We start from the raw sequence: 22,240 nt of genomic DNA, 5'->3' as shown, positions 1-22,240 counted from the left end.
TTTACTGATATCAACCTGATATACATAGATAAACAAAAGGCGGGAAAGATGGGACTTTTTAGCAGACCAGAGAACATTGCCCCTGTACCGGAAACAACCGCAACCACGCAGGAAGAGCTGCGTAGCGCCGTTGAGAAAGCAAAGCTGCCTGAAAATGTGCGGCACATTGCACTGGAAGAAATCACCAAGCTGGACAGAACAGATCCGTCCATTGCTGAGTTTGGCGTTGGTGTTACCTATGTAGAGATGCTGCTTTCGCTTCCGTGGAATATTTCATCTCAGGATAATCTGGAGCTGGAAAACGCCGTCACCGTGCTTAATCAGGAACACTTTGGGCTGAATGGCGTAAAGCAACGCATTCTAGAGTACTTAGCTTCCAACATCACCTGTCATATTAAAAAAAGTACCGTACTTGTTGTGGATGATGAAGAAATCTCCCGCGACAATATGGCGTACGCACTTGGTAAACTTTCCTGCGAAATCCTTGTCGCCTCAAATGGTCTGGAGGCTGTAAGTATTCTGGAAGAGCGCAATGTGGATTGCATTGTAACCGACCTTAAAATGCAGAAAATGGATGGGCTTGAGTTGCTTAACTATGTTCAGGAAGAGTGGCCGGACACCAAGCTTATTATTGTTACTGGTTATGCAACCGTAGACAACGCCATTGGCGCACTCAAACAAGGTGCTCTGCATTATCTGCCTAAACCCATCAACTTAGAGATTCTCCGCAATACCGTTCAAGAAATTTTAGAACAGCAGAAACAGGCATGTTCCGTTTCCGGCCCAATCCTCTGCTTCACGGGCCCTCCGGGTACCGGCAAAACATCCATCGGTAAATCTGTCGCCAATGCCCTTTCCAGAAAATTTGTCAGACTCTCACTTGCCGGAATGCGCGACGAGGCAGAACTTCGCGGACATAGACGCACGTACGTGGGCGCAATGGCTGGGCGCATCATCAGCGAACTGAACAAATGCGGTGTAAATAACCCCGTCTTTATGTTGGATGAAATAGATAAAATTGGTCAGGATTTCCGAGGCGATCCTGCCTCTGTCCTGCTGGAAATTCTTGATCCTGAACAGAACAGACATTTTTTAGACTACTATATTGATACGCCATTCGACCTTTCCCGCGTCATGTTCATTACAACAGCAAACGTGGTGGAAAATCTCCCCGCACCTTTGCGGGACAGAATGGAAATTATCCCCTTCTCCTGCTACACCTTGAATGAGAAAAAACAGATCGGGTTGGATTACCTTGCACCGCGTCAGCTACGCACTCTCGGCTATTCTCAAAACGAAATTTCATTCACACCGGAAGCCATGTCCACACTCATTTCCGGTTACACCAGAGATGCAGGACTGCGCAGTGTGAACAGAGAAATAGGTAACGTCTGCCGCAAAATTAATTTAGAAATTCTGCAACAGGCCAAACAACCACCTATCTCTGTTTCAAGCGACGATATTGTTTCACTACTGGGGTACGAACGATACACTTTTGAGGCAGCAACAGCGCAGCCGCTTATCGGTGTAACAGCGGGATTGGTATGGAGCGAATACGGCGGGCAGCTTATTTATATTGAGACAGCCAAAATGAAAGGCACCGGACAATTATTGATGACAGGCTCGCTGGGAGATATTTTGAAAGAATCCGCCCAGACAGCACTCAGTTTCATCCGGAGCAATGCTACGCAGTTTTCAATTGATGAGAATATGTTTGAACAAACGGATATCCATGTGCACATCCCCGCTGGCGACATCTCAAAAGACGGTGCATCAGCAGGAATAACAATCGCCATGGCGCTGCTGTCACTACTCACAAGAAGACCTGCACGACGGGACGTTGCCTTGACTGGAGAATTTACCCTGAGCGGGCGAGTATTACCTGTAGGAGGATTGCGCGAAAAGATTTTGGCGGCGCAGCAAGCCGGAGTTCGTACTATTCTGCTGCCGGAACGCAACAAGAGAGAAGTGCTTGTTATGGATGATGAAGTACGCACCGCAGCGGAACTGCATTTTATATCTTCTATCAATGAAGTGGTAGATTTAGTGCTCCTGCCATCCTCAGAGTTACAGCACGCGCACGGAGAAGGCTAAGACACAGAAGACATGCTTTCAGAGCAAAAGCAGCAAGAGTAGAACAACACTGATGAAAAATTAAAACCAATGAACACCTACGGGCTAATTATCAAGCCCGAGCCGTTTCATTTTTCTCCATAGTGAGCCTCTATTCAAGCCCAGCAATTCTGCTGCACGGGTTTTGTTGCCCTCTGCCTGTTCCAGAACCCAACGCAGGTATCGGCGCTCGTTATCTTCAAGCGACACCACGTCATCAAACTCAATGGGAGAAGTCGACACTGTTGACCGGAGCAACTTATCACCCCATAAATCAGGCGGTAACTGTGCTACGCGGATTACTTTTCCGTTGCACAGCACAACGGCACGTTCCATTAAATTCTCCAGTTCGCGAACGTTACCGGGAAAAGCATATCCTGACAGAATCTTCAGCACTTCATCATCAATGTCGGTAATTTTCTTCTTGAATACAGACGCAAATTTGTTCACGAAAAAGCCAGCCAACAACGGTATGTCATCTTTACGTTTACGAAGCGGCGGAACCTCAAGCGTTATGACATTTAATCTGTAATAAAGGTCACGGCGGAATGTTCCGTGCTCCACCATGCTCAATAAATCTCGGTTTGTTGCTGCGATAATGCGCACATCAACCGGCACCTCTATTGTTCCGCCAACTCTGAGCAGCTTTCTCGTTTCAAGAACTCGCAACAAGTTCGCCTGCATACTCAGTGGCATATCTCCGACTTCATCCAGAAAAAATGTGCCGTTATCCGCAGATTCGAGTAAACCTTTCTTTGCACTATGAGCACCTGTGAATGCAGATTTTTCATGCCCGAACAATTCGTTCGCAAGCAACTCTTCATTAAACGAAGCACAGTTAATGGCGAAGAATAAATTCTTTCTTCTAGGGCTTCCCATATGCAGAGCTTTAGCAACAAGCTCTTTGCCTGTTCCTGTTTCACCTTGAATAAGCACTGTGCACCCCACAGCCGCAACTTGATCTATCTGACGCTTCAGAACATTGATCGGCGTGCTGTGCCCCACTATTCTATCAGAACCGGAAGTTCCCAGCTGCTGTCGCAACATGGCTACTTCTTCTTTCATCCGTTTCTTTTCCAGCGCCTTCTGTGTCAGCAAACTCACTTCATCAAGACGAACCGGTTTTGCAAGATATTGAAACGCACCTCTGCCCATTGCCTGCACGGCATTATCTACAGTGGCGTATCCTGTCAGCACGATAACCTCTGTATCCGGAGCCTTGGCCTTAATAAACTGAAGCAATTCCATCCCGCTGATGTCGGGCATACGCATATCCGTCAGCACAACATCGTACTGATCTTTTTCCACAGCGGCCTGTGCCTGCGCACCGTTTTCTACAGCGGTAACAGTTGCACCCTGTTGAGTTAATACATGCGCTAAATTTTCCCGAGCAATTAACTCGTCTTCAGCAATTAATATCTTCGCTTCATTCATAACGCCCTACATATGCTTTTGAGCCGAACACCACCGCCGTGATAACGGTAGCTGCCAGCCGCTTGAATGGCTCTTTCAGGCGACACTCTCATCGCTGGTCACCAGCGGTAAGTCTATATAAAATCTGGAACCGACGCCGAGTGTGCTTTCTACGCGGATCTCTCCATCAAATTCTTCTATTATGCCGTATGCGACCGAAAGTCCCAGCCCCGTGCCTTCACCCACATCTTTGCGTGTAAAGAACGGATCAAACACCTTGGGCAAATCAGCTTCACTAATGCCCCTGCCGGAATCAGTTACAACAAGTGTTACAGATTCTTCAGCATGTTCTTCAAGTACAGTTATCGTAATGAAGCCCGAAGTGTTCACCTTCATGGCTTGAATAGCATTAATGATGAGATTGATCAGCACCTCACCCATTCTCTGTGGATCAATATGCACATAAATATCTTCTGGCACATCCACTTCCAAAGTCACTCCGGAAGGAACCTGCGACGAAACAAGCCGTACAGCATTCTCCACAACATTCTTCAACGACACTGTGCGTACAGACAAATCTGCACAACGTGCAAATTCAAGCAACCCACGGACAATATCCCGCGCACGCGCTGTTTCTGTTTCAATATTATCGAGCAGTTTTTTAGCGAAAGGATCGATGGAGCTACTCAGTTCACCTTGCAGAATTTGCGCTGAGGTAGAAATATTGTTGAGTGGATTATTCACCTGATGGGCGATACCGGCACTGAGCGTACCGATGGATGACATTTTTTGCGCCTGAACCAGTTGCGATTGCCGATGCTCCAGTTCAGAAACCATACGGTTAAAAGCGACCTGAACTTGTGCAATTTCATCATGCACATTTTCCACTTCAACAGGTGCAAAGTTACCTTGCGCAATTTGCTTTGTGGTCTCTTCAATAATCTTAAGCGGACTCACAATCCGTTTGGTGATGAAATACAGGGTACACAGGAATAAAAATGTCACTGTCAAAATAGAAAAAAGCAACTGCTTACGCAATTGCCTGTTAATTTTAAGAATATTTTCACGTTCCAACGTAGCAATACTCTGCGCCTGAATAACCAGTTCCTGCCCGATTTCACGCAGCTTTACTATCTCAGCCTTCAGATTCCGCCCCTTTTGTGTTGCAACAGTGTACATGGAAATGATGCCTGCCCGATAAGCAGAAATCGTTTTCTTCAGCTTAATTATATTGCCGATCATGGTTGCATCAAAATTCAAATCAGAATGCTGATTCAACAACAGCAGCGTATTTTCTATTTCTTCAAGGGCGAGATCATAACTGCTTTCCTCTCCATACAGCAGGTAGTTTTTTTCCTGCCGACGGAAATTCAAAATAGAACTTTCCACATCATCAATAAATTCAACAGAATATGTTTTATCCTCAACAAGAAGTAATTGCTTATAGGAGAAGTATGTCTGCCCTCCTAAGCAAATAGAAAGGATGAGAAAGCCTGCAATAATCCGCTGTCGAACGTTAAGTCTCAGCATCCACCCTCCTGACCGAACCACACAACACATTGAATTTATTATACCTGAATAGAAATATTCTATTGTGATTTTTAGCACAAAGTCAAGGCGCAAGATAATAACCTGAACAGATTAGAGCCCATAACCATGATTAATTTTTTAGTAACTGTTCATATATGCAGATTCATCATCGCAAAAGCAAGATTGTACAATACGGCACAATCGACTGCCTATACTTTGCTGGAAACACCAAGGAGTATACCAATGAACGTTTCTACAATTGCCAATAATACAGTCTACTTTTCCCACAGCTCAAAAAACCTTACCGATGTTGCATGGGTTGATCATCCCACTTTCAAAGGTATTCAGATCAAACATTTGCTCACAAGTGCTGAAACAGGCAGCACCTTCAGCTCCCACCTAATTAAAGTTGCCCCACAATGCGGTCTGGAATCTCACTGCCACGAAGAACAAAAAGAGTTGCACGAAATTATAGACGGCAGTGGAGAATGTGTTTTAACCGGAAAAACAATCTGTTATGAACCTGGAGTAATGACAGTAATTAATGAAGGTGAGCCCCATCAGGTGATGGCTGGTACGCAGGGGCTCATTCTGTTAGCAAAATTTTTTCCACCGCTTGTATAGTGATAGACGTGGGTACGAATGGTAAAAGAGAAAAGTGAAGTCCGCATTCTCAATTTTTCTGAAGAATGGGGAATTGAAGCAATATTCGGGAAACGAATACAAAACTCCTTCCAACGCCATATCCACTCAACCTACCTCTTCGGACTTGTTGAAGTGGGTACACGGAGTATTACATGTGGCGACGATACGTATTGTATTGCCGCACAGGAACTGTTTGTACTGCACCCCGCACAGGTTCATGCATGTACGTGTAGCGCTGATCATTGCTACAACATTCTCAGTGTGAAACCTGAAATGGTGGAAAAAATTGCTGCTCAACATTTAGGCAGTAAGCATTCTCGCCCGTTTTTTTCGCAAATTTTCCACAAGAATGAACACCTTTCTCAGCAACTTCAAAACATTTTTACCCTCATAAAAACACAGGGCATGAATCATCATGCCCTTACTTTAATCCAGCAATATATAACTTCCCTACTGCAAGACCAGCCTACAACATCGCCTAAAGACACTCCGCCCCCTGAGCCAGTGGTGGACAGCGCTTGCCAATTTCTTAGAAAGAACCACGCCCAAAAACTGCCTTTATCTTCTCTTGCAGAGCACGCATGTTTAAGCCCGTTTCACTTTCAACGGATCTTCACGAAACGTATGGGAATAAGCCCCAACGACTATCTGCAAGCGCATCGAGTCGCCGAAGCAAGACAACAACTGAGCATGAGCATCCCGCTATGCGAGCTTGCCATCTCACTGGGCTTTTTCGACCAAAGTCATTTCACGCGCACCTTCCGTAAAATAATGGGCGTTTCACCTGGGAATTACCGCAAAACAAATTCCAAGTAGGACACACCCTGCCCTTTTTCTGTATTTTTCTTACATCAAAGCCATTATCTTTCCCTTACGATAACCACTTTTTCTTTACCTTCCGCGCTAACCAAATTTTTTTGCAAACATTATATGGATAGTCGCATGGAATGTTGCATAAAAAAGAATGTAAAACAGATATACATTCTGCTGTTAGATGATCATTTCTCCTAACAGTACAACCAGTTACATCAACAAGCAGCATTTTACCCCTAACAACTTGAGATCGCTTAAAAAAATAAGAAAAAAAATTGCTCATAACCAATAAAAGAACTAAAAGATCCGCTAAGGAGAAAGTATGTATAGATTAGCCACACTCAGCCTTATGGTTATCCTGACTATTTTTGCTTCAGGATGTGGTGCACAGCATCACCAGAAAGGCGTTGGAATTGAAGACGGAAAAAAGCTTACACCTGGTGTAGTGCAAGCTAAAATTCAGAAAGGAATGAGTCAGCCTGACGTTATTGCTACGTTGGGATCACCTAACATCGTAACAAAAGACTCTTCCGGTAAAGAAACATACATTTGGGATAAAGTTAGCTCAGCAAAAAGCTACTCTAACAGTTCCAATGGATATTTTTTGATCCTCCTTGGTGGTGAAGGCAGCGCAGGTGCAGTGCAATCTTCCCAAAACACACTCACAGTTATCATCAAATTTGTTGAAGGATTCGTAGATGAGATTTCGTATCACTCAAGCAAGTTCTAAACTGCTTCTCATATCACTTTGTTTAATGTTCCTTGCAGGCTGCGCGCATTCCCCTACACCGCCACCTGCACCTGATATGACACAGCTACAGATTCGCCAGATGCAGACACGCGAATACTCTGGCATAACAGAACTGCAAGTAGTTAAAGCTGTTATTGCTGCGCTTATGGACGAAGGCTTCAGCATCAGCTCAACAGACAAGGAACTAGGCGTAATTACTGCCGCTAAAGAAGTTTACGAACTTGATAGCAGCACAAAATTTGCCGCAGAATTTAACCTTGGTGCAGGTGCTGGCACATACCAGACAACACTCCGCTCCGAGGCTTCATCATTTATTAAAACCTACGGAAAAAATGTTCAGGTACGAATCAGTATCGTACAAAAAGCCGTAAGTAACGCTGGCGGTAATATCTGGTCACAGCCTGTATATAATGCCACCGTGTACCAAACTATTTTTTCTAAAGTCGGCAAAGCTGTTTTCCTTGAAAAAGAAAACATGTAGCAGCCGCAACGCTCTGTTTTTCAGCGTGCCTTGTTGAAACTGCTGACAGATATTTTTGAGACAAATTAAGCCTCTCACCAATGGTGAGGGGCTTTTTTTGAACCTTTGCAATGTATTACATATTCCGCGGTGCGATCTTTTCTCAAAGAAAAACCCAACCAGATCAAGTAGTCCCCACCATCACGGATACTGCTTGAAAAAGATAGCCAGCCTCATCCTATACAACGTATACCGATACTAATTGACACAAAAAAAGCAAGACAGCAGTCTAGCCGACAGGATAACCATATGATTTAAAAGAGGTATACCATGCACTACTACGACCCTGCTGAAGGCTGGTCTAGAGACCAGATTTCTCAAATTCAAGTTGAACGTCTTCAATCAACAATGAATCAGGCTGCAAAGGCACCGTTTTATCGACAGCAATTTGCAGATGCTGGTGTTACCCCTTCATCCATAACTACTCCCGAAGATATCCAGAAACTTCCTTTCACAACAAAGGACGACCTGCGGTCACAGTATCCAGACAAAATGACCACAGTTCCACGGACTGAAATTGTACGGATGCACGCATCCAGCGGTACAACGGGTTCGCCAACTGTTATTCATCACACTCAAGAAGATTTGAATAACTGGACAAGCCTTGTTGCCCGATGCCTTCATATGGTGGGAGTACGCCCTACTCATGCCTTCCAGAATATGACTGGATATGGTCTCTTCACTGGCGGCCTTGGCTTACATTACGGTGCAGAACGACTGGGTTGTCTCACTATTCCATCAGGCCCCGGCAATACTGCACGACAGTTAAAGCTTATGCAGGACTTCAATACCCATGCAGCCCACATAATTCCATCCTATGCCCTCTATCTGGGCGCCTCGCTACAGGAACAAGGGTACTCTCCTGAAGAACTGCCTTTGGAAATTATCGTCACGGGCGCTGAACCACATACGGAAGAAACACGTCAGCGCATTGAACAATTCCTCGGCGCAAAAGCATACAACTCATATGGTCTTTCAGAGATGAACGGGCCGGGTGTGGGATTTGAATGCACCTATCAGTCAGGCTTGCATATTTGGGAAGATGCATTCATTGCAGAAATTGTTGATCCAATGACGTTGCAGCCTGTTCCTGATGGAGAAATCGGCGAATTGGTCATGACGACACTCAACAGAAAAGCAATGCCGATTATTCGCTACCGAACTAGAGATTTAACACGTTTCATTACCGGCGAATGTGAGTGCGGCAGAGTCCACCGCAGGATTGATAGAATTTTGGGACGAGCCGATGACATGCTGATCCTCAAAGGGGTGAATATTTACCCGATGCAGGTGGAAGAAGTTCTGATGAACTTTCCGGAGGTTGGAGAGAATTACGTCATTGAGCTTGAAAACGATAGCTTCATAGACCAGATGCGTATCAAAGTTGAAATAAAAGAAGAATACTTTGTAGAAGACATGCGCGTCCTTCAGGGACTTCAGCATAGAATTGCAGATCAGCTCCGCAGCGAGATCCTCATCACACCACGTATTGAGCTCGTACAGCGGAACAGCCTCCCGAAATCTCCCGGTAAGGCACAGCGTGTTGTAGACAATCGCTAGCCCCGCTCTATTCGACTATATTTTGCAGAATCCAGACATACTTTGTGTCTGGATTTTGTATTTACATAGACAAATCATACGACCCGTTCCCAGAGATTCACAAACAACATATACATTACAACGACCACGCCACCATTTAATCTACTATAATGCGGGAGAACCTTTCACCCAAAAAAAACACGCTATGCAGTACAATTCGTATATTCCAGACCCCATTCAGTCATACTTAATCAAGATCATTATTGACCTTGGTGATGAGAGCTGGGCTGTCGGTTCCGGATTCATACTATACTATAAAAACACACAATATCTCGTTACTGCATTCCACAATTTAAGCGGCGGCATATCTGCTGAAGCCCATTTCAAACAAAAATTTCCGCCCCGTCCGTCCCGTATAGAACTCTACTATGCGGACAAATTGTTGCTGTCATTCGTTCCATACGTTCACAACAAAAGCTTATTTACAGTGCACCCCGCCGCAACTCATTTACGTGGCTGCGACGTTGCCACACTTAACTTACACACAATAATTCCGGAAGAAACGACAATCCCAAATTGGAACAACAGGCTTGGTTTCCCCCTAGATTCCAATCAAAAGACACCAACACCGCCGCATCATATTGTGACAGACATGTTTCTGCCTGCCGGAAGTAATGCGCTGGTGTATGGCTATCCCGGAGGAAGAGACTACAACGGTCATCCCATCGCTGTCGGAAGTAAAATAGCAGCGTATGATCCAAACGAGCCGACAATCCTGCTTTCCGGCTACACATCATCCGGCTGTTCCGGTGGTATGGTTATAGCTCGCGACACAAACGGCTACCTGAAGACAGATGCAAATAACCATGTGACGCGTGCGTTCAATTCCTACCCTCTTGTTGACCAACTTCTCGGAGTCTATGCAGGGCGACTTGAAGGACTCACCACAGGCTCTTCAAGCTTCATACGTACACACATAGGCGTAGTCTGGACAACGCAAGTCATCCTCGAAACGATCCACGCCCATTGTCACAGCACGTGCTAAGCGCTATTCCGCATCATCCAGATTGTACTTATGCATTTTTTTGTACAGTAGCGGTCTTGAAATTCCCAGCAGCTTAGCAGCCTTTGATCTGTTGCCTTCCGCAACACTCAGCGCCTGCGTTACCGCGCGCCTTTCTGTATTCTCAACAAGAACAGTCAAACTGAATGGCGCACCATCCAGTTCGTCATGAGCAGAAGCTGTACGAGCCTCGTTCTCAATAAGAATATTTTGTAAATCGTGCTCTGTAATCTCATTATGCTGAATCATAACCAGCGCTCTTTCGAGCACGTTTTTCAACTCACGAATATTTCCATTCCAAGGACGCGATTGCAATTCCTGAAAAGCCATATTCGTCAGTCGCTTATGAAAAATACCATTTTTAATGGAAAGCTGACGCCAAATATTCTTTGCCAGCAATGGAATATCTTTCGGACAGTCACGCAATGGGGGAACAGTAATAGGAATGACGTTCAGTCTGTAAAACAGATCTTCCCTGAACCGCTTCTCAGCAATCATTTTCTGCAAATCACAGTTTGTTGCGGCAATAATCCGCACATCAACGGTAGTCCGTTTCTCACTGCCCAGCCGATCAACTTCCTTTTCCTGAATAACACGCAGCAGCTTTGCCTGTGTTGAAAGAGGCATATCGCCAATCTCATCCAAGAAGATTGTACCGCCGTGAGCTAATTCAAACTTCCCTTTCTTGCCGCCTTTACGTGCTCCGGTAAAAGCACCTTCTTCGTAACCGAATAATTCGGACTCAAAAAGCGTTTCCTGAATTGCAGAACAGTTCAGGCGAATAAAAGGCCCGTCTGCTCGAGGGCTTAAATTATGAATGCTCTGTGCAAAGCACTCCTTGCCCACACCGGATTCTCCGTGCAGCAACACGGTGGCTTGCGCCATTGCTGCCTGCATTGCCGTCTCTTTTGCCTGCTTCAGCGCAAGCGTCTTTCCCTGAATATCATCGAAAGAATATTCTGTCCCTGCGCTCACGCGGCGAACTTCCCGCATGGCTAAGATCTTTTTCTGTAGCCTTTTAATGTTGTCACTAAGCGCAGCAACCTCATCTACATATCGAAAACGAACAATTCCGACAGCACCACGGCACTCGCCTTCCTCGACGATAGGCACACGGGAAACAACATATGTCTTCCCGTTAATCTGCTGCACGTCATCGTGTTCACTAACACCGGACTCGGCAACAAGGTGCATACGGGTATTCTCGATAACATCACTTACGTGCATACCCTGCACATCAAGCTTGTCCACATCGTGCAACTCACAAAAACTGTTATTCACAAAAATAATCTTACCAAAACGATCTACAACCATCAGGCCATCTGCAGAATAATCTAATACTTTGCTCTGAAACTCTACAAACTGCCACAATTCAGGAAACATATCGACTTGTTGAAACATGAATTCACTCCCCGAAACATTTATGTGTAATCAATAGAGACACCTGTCACATATCATTACACCTGCCGTCGGCTTTCATTACACGGACAATTATCCCCTGTATACAAGGGGAATCGCCCATATCTTCGAATAAATCATCCTATTATCATCAAGCGGCATCATCCAACTGTCACGCTTTGTAACACCTGTTATCTACAGGACTTTTTTCAAAACACGAAAACTATAACCCAACTACCCAAAATAATACAGCTTCTTCATAATATTTTCTCACGACAAACCTTGGCACGCTTTGTGAAATGAGTACTCACATCAATTGATAAATTACGTTTTACTAGACAATTATCAACTCGGAGGCAGCAATGGCTAAGACTTTTAAAGAAGTCATGGCAGATGCCGGTATTTCAATGGACTTTCAGGCATGCGGTAAAGCACCTGAAGAAATTGTAGACCGCGAAATTAGAATTGAACCACATCCACGAGTAAAAAAACTCAAAGATATTTTCATGGAGACCCTCTCCAGTGCGAACAACGAGTTTTCTTACTGGTACACACGTGAGTACATGAAAAACGACGGCGAAATCCCTGTTGTTCGCCGCGCTAAAGCACTCAAACGTGCCTTCTCTAATTTGACTCCGGTAATCTTCCCTGGTGAAAAACTTGTCATGCATAAAGCATCTTACTTCCGTGGCTCATTCCCGATGCCATGGTTGTCCGAAGGCTTCTATGTTGCTCAGGAAGAAGCATTATATCAGGAAGCATTAGAAAGAGGTTCTGCTTCCGCTGATGAACATTCCAAATTTGGCCAAGGCGGCGGTAACGTTGTCGCAAGTTTTGGTAATGTAGTTTCAATTGCTGGTAAATTCGGCATGCGTCAGGAAGAAATCCCAGCGCTTGTTAAACTCGCTAAAATGTGGGTTGGCAAATCAGTTGATGATCTCGGACACAAATACGAAATGATGGTTCCAGACTATAATGTTAAAGAAAACATTATGCGTAACATCGTCTGTATGTTCGACTCCGGCTACACACTCCCGCAGGGTCGTGAAGTAGTTAACTACTACTTCCCTCTTGAGTACGGTTTTGACGGCCTCATCAAAATGGCCAAAGAATTACGTGACGAAGTTGCAGGACGTGCAGATGGCGACGGTATGGTCGGCACAAACCGTCTCTTCAACTACCATGCAGTAATTTACGCTATCGAAGGCGTGCAGAACTGGATTCTGAACTACGCTAAAGAAGCACGCAGACTGGAAGCTATTGAAAAAGATGACAAGCAGCGTGCTGAATACTGCGAAATGGCAGAAATTTTAGAATGGATTGCACACAACCCTCCTCGCACCTTCCACGAAGCATTCCAGCTCATCGAAACAATCCACCTTTCCGTACTGAACGAAGATGCTATCTCCGGTCTTTCTCCAGGACGTATCGGTCAGGTTCTGTACCCTTACTTTGAACAGGATATGGAAGCAGGACGCATCACTGAAGATGAAGTACTTGAACTTCTCGAATTAGATCGTCTTGTTAAAAGTTCAATTGACTGTTTCGCTTCAATGGGTGTTGTTGGCGGCGTACTATCCGGTAACACATTCAACACCGTATCCATCGGTGGTCTTGATAAAGACGGCCGCGCAGCAACCAACAAACTTGAATATCTTGTTCTGCGCGCTGCTGCTTCCAACGCAATGCCGCAGCCGACTATTGCTCTTCTTTATGATGAGAAATTGCCGGAAGATTTCCTCATGCTCGCTGCTGACGTAATCAAAACCGGTGCTGGCTACCCTGCATTCATGAACACCCCTGTTGCTCACAGCTTCCTTATGAAGCAATACGGCCCGGAAGGTATGACAGAAGAAGAAGCCCGTGCATGGGCTATCGGTGGCTGTCTTGAAACATCCGCATGTTGCTGGAAACCGCTACACCTTAATGACAAAGAATATTGGATTCCTGGTGGTGCAGGTCAGCCGACTTCCGTTGGTGTTCACTTTGTTTCCATGCCTAAAGTTCTTGAACTCACATTATGGAATGGTTTGGATCAAAGAACTAAGGAACAGGTTTTTGCACCGCATGACCGTAAACTGGATTCCTACGATACCATCTGGGATCAGTTCAAGTTGTACTGGCAGAAAGCTTGTGATGTTCTGGCACTTACCAACAACGTACAGCATGATGTTTGGCGTAAGAACAATATGGGTGTCTTCCACTCCATGCTGAAACCGGATTGCCTTGCAACTGGACATCTCATTAACGAGCTTGGCTACCGTTACAATGCAACCTACAACGTAGAATCTGCCGGTACCATCACAACCATCAACTCTCTTGCAGCCATCAAGAAACTTGTTTTCGAAGAAAAAACAGTTTCCCTTGACGGCCTGAAAGAAGCAATGGCAAACAACTTTGGCTTTAGAACAGCGCACGAAGTTAACTCTTTCTCCATTGCTGACCAGCAGAAAAAAGATCTGGATCACGGTGAATGGGATAAACTCCACTTCCAGTGTCTGCAGGCACCAAAATACGGCAACGACGTTGAGTATGCCGACTCCATCCTGCAAGACTGGGAAGACTTCTTCTGTCCGGATTGTTCAAACTACGAATCCCTTTACGGCCATCCTATGTACCCATGTCAGATCTCTGTATCTACACACGGTGCAATGGGCTCAGCAACCATCGCGTCTGCTGACGGACGTCTTTCAGGTACAACGTTCGCTGATGCTTCCTTGTCAGCATACCCAGGTACAGACCGCAATGGTCCGTTTGCATTGATGAGCTCCGCTGCCGGTTGGGATCATTCCCAGTCACAGAACTCACAGCTCAACATTAAGATCCACCCAAGCGCAATTAACGGCGAAGCTGGATCACGCAAACTTATCGACCTTACCCGTGCGTACATGCGTAAAGGTGGCTTCCACGTTCAATACAACGTTGTTGACTCCAAAATGCTTGTCGATGCTCAGAACAACCCGCAAAACTACCGTGACCTCATGGTTCGAGTTGCTGGCTTTACCCAGTACTGGGTTGAAATTGGTAAGAGCGTTCAGGATGAACTTATTGCACGTACCGAATACGAAGGAATCTAATTATGGAACTTACATATCGTGATACCCGTGAATTTGTACCTGTTGACGTGGACAAAGGACTCGATCGCCTCACTGGTGAATGGGTAAAAGCTGACGCAACAGCTCCTTCCAACTATACCATGATGCCTAAATGCAAGTTCTGCCAAAATTACACAGAATCTGATACATACATTGGACAGTGTGAAGCCAGCGAACAGGAAAATAAATTCATCGCATACGGTGACATGAATGCTGTAACCTGCGAAATGTATAAATCTAAATAACCAGCCCGAGGCGGGAGCAGCAATGCTTCCGCCTTATAAAAGCAGGAAAAGAATATGCAAGATAAGCGAAAAAAATACGGCTGGTCTGTTGTCGCTGCATCAGGTCTGGCTATGTTCTGTCTATTCGGATACCGCGCAACCTTCTCAATCCTTAAGGTGCCTATGAGTGCCGATATGGGTTGGAGTCAGGCTGAGGTAACACTCGGCTACTCTTTCATGATGGTATGTTACGCACTCGCAGCTTTCGGTTGCGGTATGATTCTCGATAAATGGGGCACAAAACCTGTATTCTTCCTTGGTGCAATTCTTGGAGCTGCCGGTTTTTGTGTAACCAGTCAGGTCCACTCCCTGTATGCGTACTATGCTTCCTACGGTATCCTAGCCGGTGTTGCTACAGGTATGCTCTGGGTTTCTTCAACCATTTCCATCCGCAAATGGTATGTAGGTAAGCAATACGCTAAAATGTTCGGCATCGCCTTTGCCGGTGCTCCGCTCTCACAGGTCGTTATGAGTCTGTTTGTAAAACAGAGTCTTGCCGGTGCAGAAGGCGACGCATGGCGTTCTGCAATGATACTGCTTGGCGGATTAACTTTTGTTTGCCTTATTGCTGCAGCCTTACTCGCCAAAAAGAGCCCCGAAGATTATGGCATGAAGCCATTTGGCGAAGTTCCATCTGCATCCGGCCAGCCTGAATACGTATGGGGTGTTAAAGAAGCATTCTCTACCTATCCAATCTGGGGTGTTGTTCTCACCTTCCTGACCAGTATGCTTGCAGAATTTCTTGTATGGACACAGGTTGTCAGCTACTGGACAGCTGACCTTGGTCATACCCTTTCAAAAGCCACCAACATGTACATCATCATCGGCATCGTTGGTATTTTCTCCATGCCGCTGCTCGGCATTGTTGCAGACAAAGTTGTTCAGTTCTCTTCCTGTGAAGCACAGGGACGTAAAAAAATGCTCATTTTCGGCCCTGCAACAGGTATTTTAGCATGTGGCTTATTGCTACTTCAAACGCCGGAAAGCACAATTTTAGGTATAGCCGCCTGTTTCATCTTTGCTATCTACTGGGCAATCGTCCCGGGTGGCGTTGTCGGCTACACAGGAGCCGTTTACGGACGAGCTACTCTTGGTAAAATCTGGGGACTTGCTACCCTTATTGTCATGGGCATCGGCCCATTCATCGGGCCTCTCATCGGTGGTTACATGAAAGATACATACGGCAGTTACCAGTACTCTATCGTCTTTGCCGCATGTGCATTTGGTGTTTCCGTTCTCTTTGCTTCCAGCTTGCCGCTTTCTACAGCCCCAGCAAGTGAAGCTATTTCTGAAGAACTTCCTGCGAACTAGTTCAAGAGATTGTCGGGGAGCTGTTCATTCAGCTTCCCGTTTTAAAAACGTCCACACTGAGAGAGACAAATGTCGCAAGCCCCACTTTCCACCCAACCCGTTCATGATATTAATTCTAAAGGCCTTATCTTCGACATTCAGGGACACTCAGTTCATGACGGCCCCGGAACCAGAACAACCGTTTTCTTAAGTGGATGCCCACTAAACTGTCTTTGGTGCAGCAATCCGGAAGGGTTGTTCAGAAAGCCTGTGATGATGTACAGAGAAAGCCGCTGTCAATGCTGCGGCAACTGTATAGAAACATGCCCGAATGATGCTGTGGAGTTAGTTGACGACAAACTCAACTTCAATCGCGAATTCTGTGATGTATGCGAAAGCATGGATTGCATCTCTACCTGCTATTACGAAGGCGTGGTTTCAAGCGGTGTTGAATACACAATTGACGAACTGATGCGAATTTTTCAACGCGACAGGCAGTTTTGGGGAAGTAACGGCGGTGTGACATTCAGTGGTGGCGAGCCTCTTCTGCAACGAAATTTCATTCTACCCATGCTCAAAAGCTGTAAAGACAGCTACATTCATACATGCATTGAAACCACCTCATGTGTCGCAACCGACTTTTATCTCGAAGCATTGAGCTATGTTGACTGGGCATTTATCGATATCAAGCACATGAACTCCGAGAGCCATAAGGCACTCACCGGAGTAGGAAACGAGTTGATCCTTCATAACATCAAGGCAGCAGCTCAAAGTGAGAACCGAGGCGTAATGGTTCCCCGTATCCCAGTTATTCCGGGATTAAATGCAAGTGAAGAAAACATCAGAGAAACTGCAAAATTTATTGCAGACATTGGCTTAGATGTTTTGAACCTGCTTCCATTCCATAGACTGGGTGAATCCAAATACCGCCAGCTTGGTACCACCTATGCGCTTGAAGACCAGAAACCACCTTCCAACGAAGATATGCAGCGCTTTAAAAAGATTGCCGAAGAAGAAGGGCTCATTTGCTTCACAGGTTGGGAAACACCTTTTTAAGACTAATTATACTCATGCAACGACATCATGGAGTGGACAAATGAACAACCAAGATACGCATGACACTTTAATAGAACAAATTGTAGATATTGAACTTGAAATGTTTCAAGGAGCAATATCTACTATTCACTCACCATGTCAGGAGCGCATTAAAACGTTCCGGAGTATGCGCTGGATGCATCATTCTGTCTCCACGCAGGAAACACTGGAATCACATCTTTACGATATTACAGTCGCAAGAATGCATGGTCGAAATTTAATGACTGAAAAGTATGCCCGCATGGAAAATAAAATTCCTCCTCTCAATGAGCATCCGGCTATTAAGACTATCGCAGCCATTGAAGTTCAATGGATGAGTCAGTTTGCAGCGGAAAAAACCGATGTTTTCAATGGAGATCACGAAGGGTTTACCCGATACATATCCGCAGAGCTTGAAACGCTTTCCAAAAAAACGTTAGACCTCACATTGCAGTCCACATTGGAAGCCAAAGCTAATAAACTCAATTTAGTCGAACAGCGGTACAACAACCTCTTTGAACGATACAATATTGAAACAGCGTAACTCAGTATAGCGCCGCTATTCTGTACTCGCCCTTCAAAACCTAAAAATTAAAAAAAGGCAGCACAACTTTTACGTTGTGCTGCCTTTTTTACTGCCTAACAGAATCTGTATACGCTACTAATAGGCTTCTTGAACCGAAACCGCAAAGTACCGTTAGCTGCAAAAAACCTTATCAAATTCTTTTTCAGAAAGAATACGCTGAGTCACAAACACACCATTATTGAAGACTGTGTAGTTTGTATATGGCACACAGTGCGCTTGTGCCTCTTCTTTTGATTCAAGCTTACGAACAGTAATTTTTTTGCCACGCGCAGTTGCCACGCGCACCAAGTCTTCAACGTAGTATTCCGTAAAGGGGCAGGCGTTGGTGTAATATACAGCCAAGCCGTCTTTAATGGAACACTCACCAGACTTGGCCGAAGCTTTAAATGCAGGCCGAACTCCATTTTTTGAAAAGCGTTTCCCCCACAGCTCAAAATATGGTGGCGCTGCATCCAGCAGTTCAAATCCTTGCTTTTTAAAAAAGCGTTTATCAGACATAAACGGCTGCTTTGTCTTGCCAGTAACAACAATTACTCCATCCTTGCCTTCGGCATCTGCCATGCATTCTTCAAGTAATTTTTGTCCGTACCCCTGCCCTTTGTACTTACCTGAAACCCAGAAGCAGTTGATCAAGACATAGTTAGGCGCATCAACAGGCACCCATGCATGTTCTGCCGGAACATATTCAATAAAAACTTTACCGCGCACATCCAGCTTTTTAAAAACATATCCATTTTGTAACTGCCCTGCCAGCCAGTCCTTTTTTGCCTGATATCCGCGTGCACATTTCTTATCCGCTATGGCGCAACATAGGTGCTCGTCATCAATATTTTCTTCAGAAAGTTTAACAATCGACTCCATCCTTCCTCCAAGATTAACTGCCGCATACTAGTATCATGTCATATATAGAAAAAACAAAAAAAGTACTACTAACAGACAGTTGTAACATCTTATTCCGACACTTTTCTCTTTACATCACATGTTCCCATCTTGGCTGACAGTTCATACCACCTTGTTCTAACAAAACATCTTCGGCAGAAGGCACTCTGCAGCCTCCATCAATCAGCTCATTCTTCTTAGGAGTGCTTATACGTTTCTGCTAAAGAAATTAGTCAGTTTTATGCAAACAAACCGACCAGCGTGAGTCACTTACGACTCTAAGAACCAAATTTGGTTCAGCCTGTGAAGCTTACAACGCGGCAACAATCGCACAGCTGAGTCAATATGCACTCATCTATATTATAACGCTATATGACTACACAAACAGTACATATCGTAACTGTCTAATTTAAAAGAATTAAAGAAAATAACGCAGATCTTTTTCTTGGCACACCTATTGCTTTAATTACTCAATAAATTTCAACAGTTAGTTACAAATAAGAATACAGTTCTATTTTATGGCACCACGTTCATATTCAAAACTAACTCTTTCTAAATTTATACGTTTACTTTGCGACCAGATTACTTTGAAGCACTCGGCCTTCCCCGACTCTGCCCAACCTGTAGAGCTAATTGAAAAAACAGCATTCTAAATAGGACTGTAACTTCCGTTTATTAGATCGACGATTATCCCGAACATTCTCGACCTTCCTCCTAATAAACCGCCTTACACAACTATTTCCCTACACGCGCTGTTTCTCTCACACTAACGTCTCGGAGGCATCCATGCGACTAAATTCCCTAAAAGTTAAACTGCTCATTCAAATTTCGGCGTGTATTATCGTACTGTTTGCCGTTTTGCTGACAACATCCATCAGCTTTACGCGCTCCGCCGCCATACGAGATGCACAAGCTATCAGTTACAAAATTGCACAAGAACAAGTCTTGCTCATTCAAGAGCGATTTAATGACGGCTTCACCATTGGCAGAACCATCTCCCAATCAATCGAGGCTATTGTTAAATCAAACCGCCCTGCCGACCGTGATCTCATTGTTGAAATGCTCCTGAGAACCGGCGAAACTAATTCTGAACTCTTTGGAGTATGGGCTGTACTTGAACCCAACGTGTACGGAAAAGATTCTGATAACCTCACGGAGATGACTCACAGCACTGAGCAGGGAGTGTTTGCACCATATTGGAATAAGAAAAACGGAGCACTTGCTCTTTATTCCTGCAATAACTTAGATAAGCCATGGTACACCTACAGCCGTGACACCAAAGAAGAAAGTGCTTCTGCTATTACCGCGTATAAAGACAGACAAGGCCTCACTTTCACCATTTCAAGCCTTTCTGTACCAGCAATCGTTGGTGGAAGAGCTATCGGCGTTGTGGGTGTCGATCTCTCTGCAGACTTCCTCAATAACATCGTGAACGATATTGATGCATTTGAGGGCAACAGCCGAGTGGCCTTGGTTGACCCTACCGGCAAAGTGCAGGCAGCAACTGACAGGCAAGATGCTCTGGGGACTCCCTACGATGACTTGGTACAGAATGGTCACCAGCTTTTTATCCGCGCTCAAGATGGTGAAACAGTCATTAACGAAACAGATGAGACTCTTCGGGTTCTTATGCCTGTTCGATTCGGTAAGTCTGAAAAAAACTGGGTCGTATCTCTCTCCGTTCCTATGAACGTAGTTCTTGCTGAAGCAAACAACCTCACCCGTACCCTGCTTCTTACTGGTTTTGCCTGCATTTTGGCTGCTTTTGCAGGGATTTTCTACCTTGCAGGACTTATTTCCCGTCCAATCGTCGACACATCCAAGGTCATCAGCGACATCGCAAATGGCAAACTTGATTCTCGCTGTGCCGTTAAGGGGCATGATGAAATTGCAGACATGCAGCAAGCAGTGAACACGATGGCTGCCAAGCTTCAAGAGAACATGAAAGAAATTGAAGACAACATGAAAAAAGTCAGCCTTCATTCTGAAAAAGCCAAAAAAGCAACAGCACAAGCCGAGCAATCGGAAAAAGAAGCCCTTCAAGCACATAGTCAGGGCAAACTTGCGGCAGCAGAGCAATTGGAAGTTTTTGAACGCGATCTGACAACTGTTTCTTCCCATATGACTGAAAGCGTGCGCACAACTGCAGACGGCGTAAGCCAGCAGGACATGCGCAACAGCGAAACAGCCACTGCTATGGAAGAGATGAACAGCACAATTTTAGAAGTTGCACGTAATGCATCTGAAGCAGCAACAAGCGTAGACACTGTATTCAATGAAGCAAAATCCGGCTTGCTGGTTGTAGAAGAGTCCGTTTCAACCATTAAAAACGTATATTCATTAAGTGAGCATCTAAAGAAAGAAATGGGCGAACTTGGAACACAGGTTGGTTCTATTAGCGATATCCTTAATGTCATTAGCGACATTGCAGACCAGACAAACCTGCTCGCCTTGAACGCTGCGATTGAAGCAGCAAGGGCTGGCGATGCCGGACGCGGTTTTGCTGTTGTAGCAGACGAGGTGCGAAAACTTGCTGAAAAAACCATGGATGCCACAAGACACGTTGGCGATGCCATCCAGTCTATCCAATCCGGCACCTATCAAAACATTGAAGCAATGACGAACACTGCCAACGCGGTAGAAGCTGCTACTCAGCTCGTTACAGAATCCGGCCATGCTTTTGAGCGCATTGTTGAAAAAGTTACGCCAGCAACAGACCAAGTAAGAGCAATTGCCACAGCGGCTGAACAACAATCTTCTGCCAGTGAAGAAATTACACAGGCAATCGAAGAAATCAGTCACATTTCAACCATCACTGCTGAAAAAATGCGAGATGCTGAAAACTCTGTGCGTGACCTCAGTACTGTTTCCGACTCACTCAAAAACATGATTCAGGAACTTCAACAGGGTTAGCATGAGCAGTTCATATATAAGGATGAGGGTTCAAACGCCTCGCTAAAAAATACAGGTAAGATTGGCCTTCTAACTTGCACATACGTTAAGGGCTGCCCCCATCTTACAATCCCATAAAAAAGGGTCATAGATACAAATCTATGACCCTTTTTTATATAAAATTTTCTGCAACTAATGTCCTTGCCATATCTCAAGAGACGATCCTTCCCGCACTTCTGCCCCCGTATCACCCGCTATATTCCTAACTGTTGCAAAGCATTTTCACGCAAAAACTCAAGCACAGCACAAAACTGTTCCTCTAATAATCACAGCAAGTTCACACCCAAGAGAACACC

17 protein-coding genes are annotated in these 22,240 nt (G+C 45.0%); 13 read left to right on the top strand and 4 right to left on the bottom strand.

The genetic code is table 11. The features are described 5' to 3' along the window. Positions 1 to 48 precede the first annotated feature (48 nt). The gene (locus tag ACZ5V1_RS03910; protein WP_464390710.1) at positions 49 to 2,094 is read left to right on the top strand and encodes a S16 family serine protease; all 2,046 of its coding nucleotides are present in this window, start codon (positions 49 to 51) and stop codon (positions 2,092 to 2,094) included. Positions 2,095 to 2,178: 84 nt separating this feature from the next. Here the strand turns inward: ACZ5V1_RS03910 and ACZ5V1_RS03905 are convergent, their stop codons facing one another. Together ACZ5V1_RS03905 and ACZ5V1_RS03900 are read right to left on the bottom strand one after the other, a co-directional pair. After that, on the bottom strand, positions 2,179 to 3,546 hold the full coding sequence (locus ACZ5V1_RS03905) for a sigma-54-dependent transcriptional regulator (RefSeq protein WP_464390709.1): 1,368 nt from the start codon (positions 3,544 to 3,546) through the stop codon (positions 2,179 to 2,181). A gap of 75 nt (positions 3,547 to 3,621) precedes the next feature. After that, positions 3,622 to 5,055, bottom strand: a complete 1,434-nt coding sequence (locus ACZ5V1_RS03900; RefSeq protein WP_464390708.1) for a sensor histidine kinase — start codon at positions 5,053 to 5,055, stop codon at positions 3,622 to 3,624. A 243-nt stretch (positions 5,056 to 5,298) separates the two neighbouring features. Between ACZ5V1_RS03900 and ACZ5V1_RS03895 the strand changes: the two genes are divergently transcribed. The 6 genes from ACZ5V1_RS03895 (at position 5,299) to ACZ5V1_RS03870 (ending at position 10,368) form a co-directional block, all read left to right on the top strand. Next, on the top strand, positions 5,299 to 5,679 hold the full coding sequence (locus ACZ5V1_RS03895) for a cupin domain-containing protein (protein WP_464390707.1): 381 nt from the start codon (positions 5,299 to 5,301) through the stop codon (positions 5,677 to 5,679). An 18-nt stretch (positions 5,680 to 5,697) separates the two neighbouring features. After that, positions 5,698 to 6,516, top strand: a complete 819-nt coding sequence (locus ACZ5V1_RS03890; protein WP_464390706.1) for a helix-turn-helix domain-containing protein — start codon at positions 5,698 to 5,700, stop codon at positions 6,514 to 6,516. 319 nt (positions 6,517 to 6,835) lie between these two features. Continuing rightward, positions 6,836 to 7,243, top strand: a complete 408-nt coding sequence (locus ACZ5V1_RS03885) for a hypothetical protein (RefSeq protein ID WP_464390705.1) — start codon at positions 6,836 to 6,838, stop codon at positions 7,241 to 7,243. Then, complete coding sequence (locus tag ACZ5V1_RS03880; RefSeq protein WP_464390704.1) at positions 7,212 to 7,745, top strand: hypothetical protein; 534 nt, start codon at positions 7,212 to 7,214, stop codon at positions 7,743 to 7,745. Before ACZ5V1_RS03885 ends, ACZ5V1_RS03880 begins: the two co-directional genes overlap by 32 nt. Before the next feature lie 309 nt (positions 7,746 to 8,054). Then, positions 8,055 to 9,344, top strand: a complete 1,290-nt coding sequence (locus tag ACZ5V1_RS03875; protein WP_464390703.1) for a phenylacetate--CoA ligase family protein — start codon at positions 8,055 to 8,057, stop codon at positions 9,342 to 9,344. Between the two features lie 184 nt (positions 9,345 to 9,528). After that, positions 9,529 to 10,368 carry a hypothetical protein gene (locus ACZ5V1_RS03870; protein WP_464390702.1) on the top strand — a complete coding sequence of 280 codons (840 nt, stop codon included), beginning with the start codon at positions 9,529 to 9,531 and terminating at the stop codon, positions 10,366 to 10,368. A 3-nt stretch (positions 10,369 to 10,371) separates the two neighbouring features. On the opposite strand, the gene ACZ5V1_RS03865 is transcribed toward ACZ5V1_RS03870, so the two are convergent. Continuing rightward, a complete protein-coding gene (locus tag ACZ5V1_RS03865) occupies positions 10,372 to 11,787 on the bottom strand; it encodes a sigma-54 interaction domain-containing protein (protein WP_464390701.1) in 1,416 nt (471 codons plus the stop codon). Between the two features lie 359 nt (positions 11,788 to 12,146). Between ACZ5V1_RS03865 and hpdB the strand changes: the two genes are divergently transcribed. From hpdB to ACZ5V1_RS03840, 5 genes are all read left to right on the top strand, one after another. After that, positions 12,147 to 14,861 (top strand): 4-hydroxyphenylacetate decarboxylase large subunit, encoded by a 2,715-nt coding sequence (hpdB, locus tag ACZ5V1_RS03860; protein WP_464390700.1) that lies wholly within the window; start codon positions 12,147 to 12,149, stop codon positions 14,859 to 14,861. 2 nt (positions 14,862 to 14,863) lie between these two features. After that, positions 14,864 to 15,124, top strand: a complete 261-nt coding sequence (gene hpdC, locus ACZ5V1_RS03855; RefSeq protein WP_464390699.1) for a 4-hydroxyphenylacetate decarboxylase small subunit — start codon at positions 14,864 to 14,866, stop codon at positions 15,122 to 15,124. Between the two features lie 54 nt (positions 15,125 to 15,178). Further along, entirely contained in the window at positions 15,179 to 16,474 is a 1,296-nt protein-coding gene (locus ACZ5V1_RS03850) for an MFS transporter (RefSeq protein WP_464390698.1), read from the top strand. A 69-nt stretch (positions 16,475 to 16,543) separates the two neighbouring features. Continuing rightward, the gene (locus ACZ5V1_RS03845) at positions 16,544 to 17,509 is read left to right on the top strand and encodes a glycyl-radical enzyme activating protein (RefSeq protein ID WP_464390697.1); all 966 of its coding nucleotides are present in this window, start codon (positions 16,544 to 16,546) and stop codon (positions 17,507 to 17,509) included. 40 nt (positions 17,510 to 17,549) lie between these two features. Further along, the gene (locus ACZ5V1_RS03840; protein ID WP_464390696.1) at positions 17,550 to 18,071 is read left to right on the top strand and encodes a DUF4125 family protein; all 522 of its coding nucleotides are present in this window, start codon (positions 17,550 to 17,552) and stop codon (positions 18,069 to 18,071) included. 153 nt (positions 18,072 to 18,224) lie between these two features. On the opposite strand, the gene ACZ5V1_RS03835 is transcribed toward ACZ5V1_RS03840, so the two are convergent. Continuing rightward, positions 18,225 to 18,974, bottom strand: coding sequence for a GNAT family N-acetyltransferase (locus ACZ5V1_RS03835; RefSeq protein ID WP_464390695.1), 750 nt, complete (start codon positions 18,972 to 18,974; stop codon positions 18,225 to 18,227). An 804-nt stretch (positions 18,975 to 19,778) separates the two neighbouring features. Here ACZ5V1_RS03835 and ACZ5V1_RS03830 point away from each other — a divergent pair. After that, the gene (locus ACZ5V1_RS03830) at positions 19,779 to 21,905 is read left to right on the top strand and encodes a methyl-accepting chemotaxis protein (protein WP_464390694.1); all 2,127 of its coding nucleotides are present in this window, start codon (positions 19,779 to 19,781) and stop codon (positions 21,903 to 21,905) included. Positions 21,906 to 22,240: the final 335 nt, after the last annotated feature.

The sequence above is a fragment of the Halodesulfovibrio oceani subsp. galateae genome, from assembly GCF_055397225.1.
This window is presented reverse-complemented; position numbering and strand designations above follow the sequence as displayed.

Excerpts from the sequence above, each read along its gene's own strand:
- ACZ5V1_RS03910 (WP_464390710.1), top strand. The coding sequence starts at position 49 with ATGGGACTTTTTAGCAGACCAGAGAACATTGCCCCTGTACCGGAAACA.
- ACZ5V1_RS03905 (WP_464390709.1), bottom strand. The coding sequence starts at position 3,546 with ATGAATGAAGCGAAGATATTAATTGCTGAAGACGAGTTAATTGCTCGG.
- ACZ5V1_RS03900 (WP_464390708.1), bottom strand. The coding sequence starts at position 5,055 with ATGCTGAGACTTAACGTTCGACAGCGGATTATTGCAGGCTTTCTCATC.
- ACZ5V1_RS03895 (WP_464390707.1), top strand. The coding sequence starts at position 5,299 with ATGAACGTTTCTACAATTGCCAATAATACAGTCTACTTTTCCCACAGC.
- ACZ5V1_RS03890 (WP_464390706.1), top strand. The coding sequence starts at position 5,698 with ATGGTAAAAGAGAAAAGTGAAGTCCGCATTCTCAATTTTTCTGAAGAA.
- ACZ5V1_RS03885 (WP_464390705.1), top strand. The coding sequence starts at position 6,836 with ATGTATAGATTAGCCACACTCAGCCTTATGGTTATCCTGACTATTTTT.
- ACZ5V1_RS03880 (WP_464390704.1), top strand. The coding sequence starts at position 7,212 with ATGAGATTTCGTATCACTCAAGCAAGTTCTAAACTGCTTCTCATATCA.
- ACZ5V1_RS03875 (WP_464390703.1), top strand. The coding sequence starts at position 8,055 with ATGCACTACTACGACCCTGCTGAAGGCTGGTCTAGAGACCAGATTTCT.
- ACZ5V1_RS03870 (WP_464390702.1), top strand. The coding sequence starts at position 9,529 with ATGCAGTACAATTCGTATATTCCAGACCCCATTCAGTCATACTTAATC.
- ACZ5V1_RS03865 (WP_464390701.1), bottom strand. The coding sequence starts at position 11,787 with ATGTTTCAACAAGTCGATATGTTTCCTGAATTGTGGCAGTTTGTAGAG.
- hpdB (WP_464390700.1), top strand. The coding sequence starts at position 12,147 with ATGGCTAAGACTTTTAAAGAAGTCATGGCAGATGCCGGTATTTCAATG.
- hpdC (WP_464390699.1), top strand. The coding sequence starts at position 14,864 with ATGGAACTTACATATCGTGATACCCGTGAATTTGTACCTGTTGACGTG.
- ACZ5V1_RS03850 (WP_464390698.1), top strand. The coding sequence starts at position 15,179 with ATGCAAGATAAGCGAAAAAAATACGGCTGGTCTGTTGTCGCTGCATCA.
- ACZ5V1_RS03845 (WP_464390697.1), top strand. The coding sequence starts at position 16,544 with ATGTCGCAAGCCCCACTTTCCACCCAACCCGTTCATGATATTAATTCT.
- ACZ5V1_RS03840 (WP_464390696.1), top strand. The coding sequence starts at position 17,550 with ATGAACAACCAAGATACGCATGACACTTTAATAGAACAAATTGTAGAT.
- ACZ5V1_RS03835 (WP_464390695.1), bottom strand. The coding sequence starts at position 18,974 with ATGGAGTCGATTGTTAAACTTTCTGAAGAAAATATTGATGACGAGCAC.
- ACZ5V1_RS03830 (WP_464390694.1), top strand. The coding sequence starts at position 19,779 with ATGCGACTAAATTCCCTAAAAGTTAAACTGCTCATTCAAATTTCGGCG.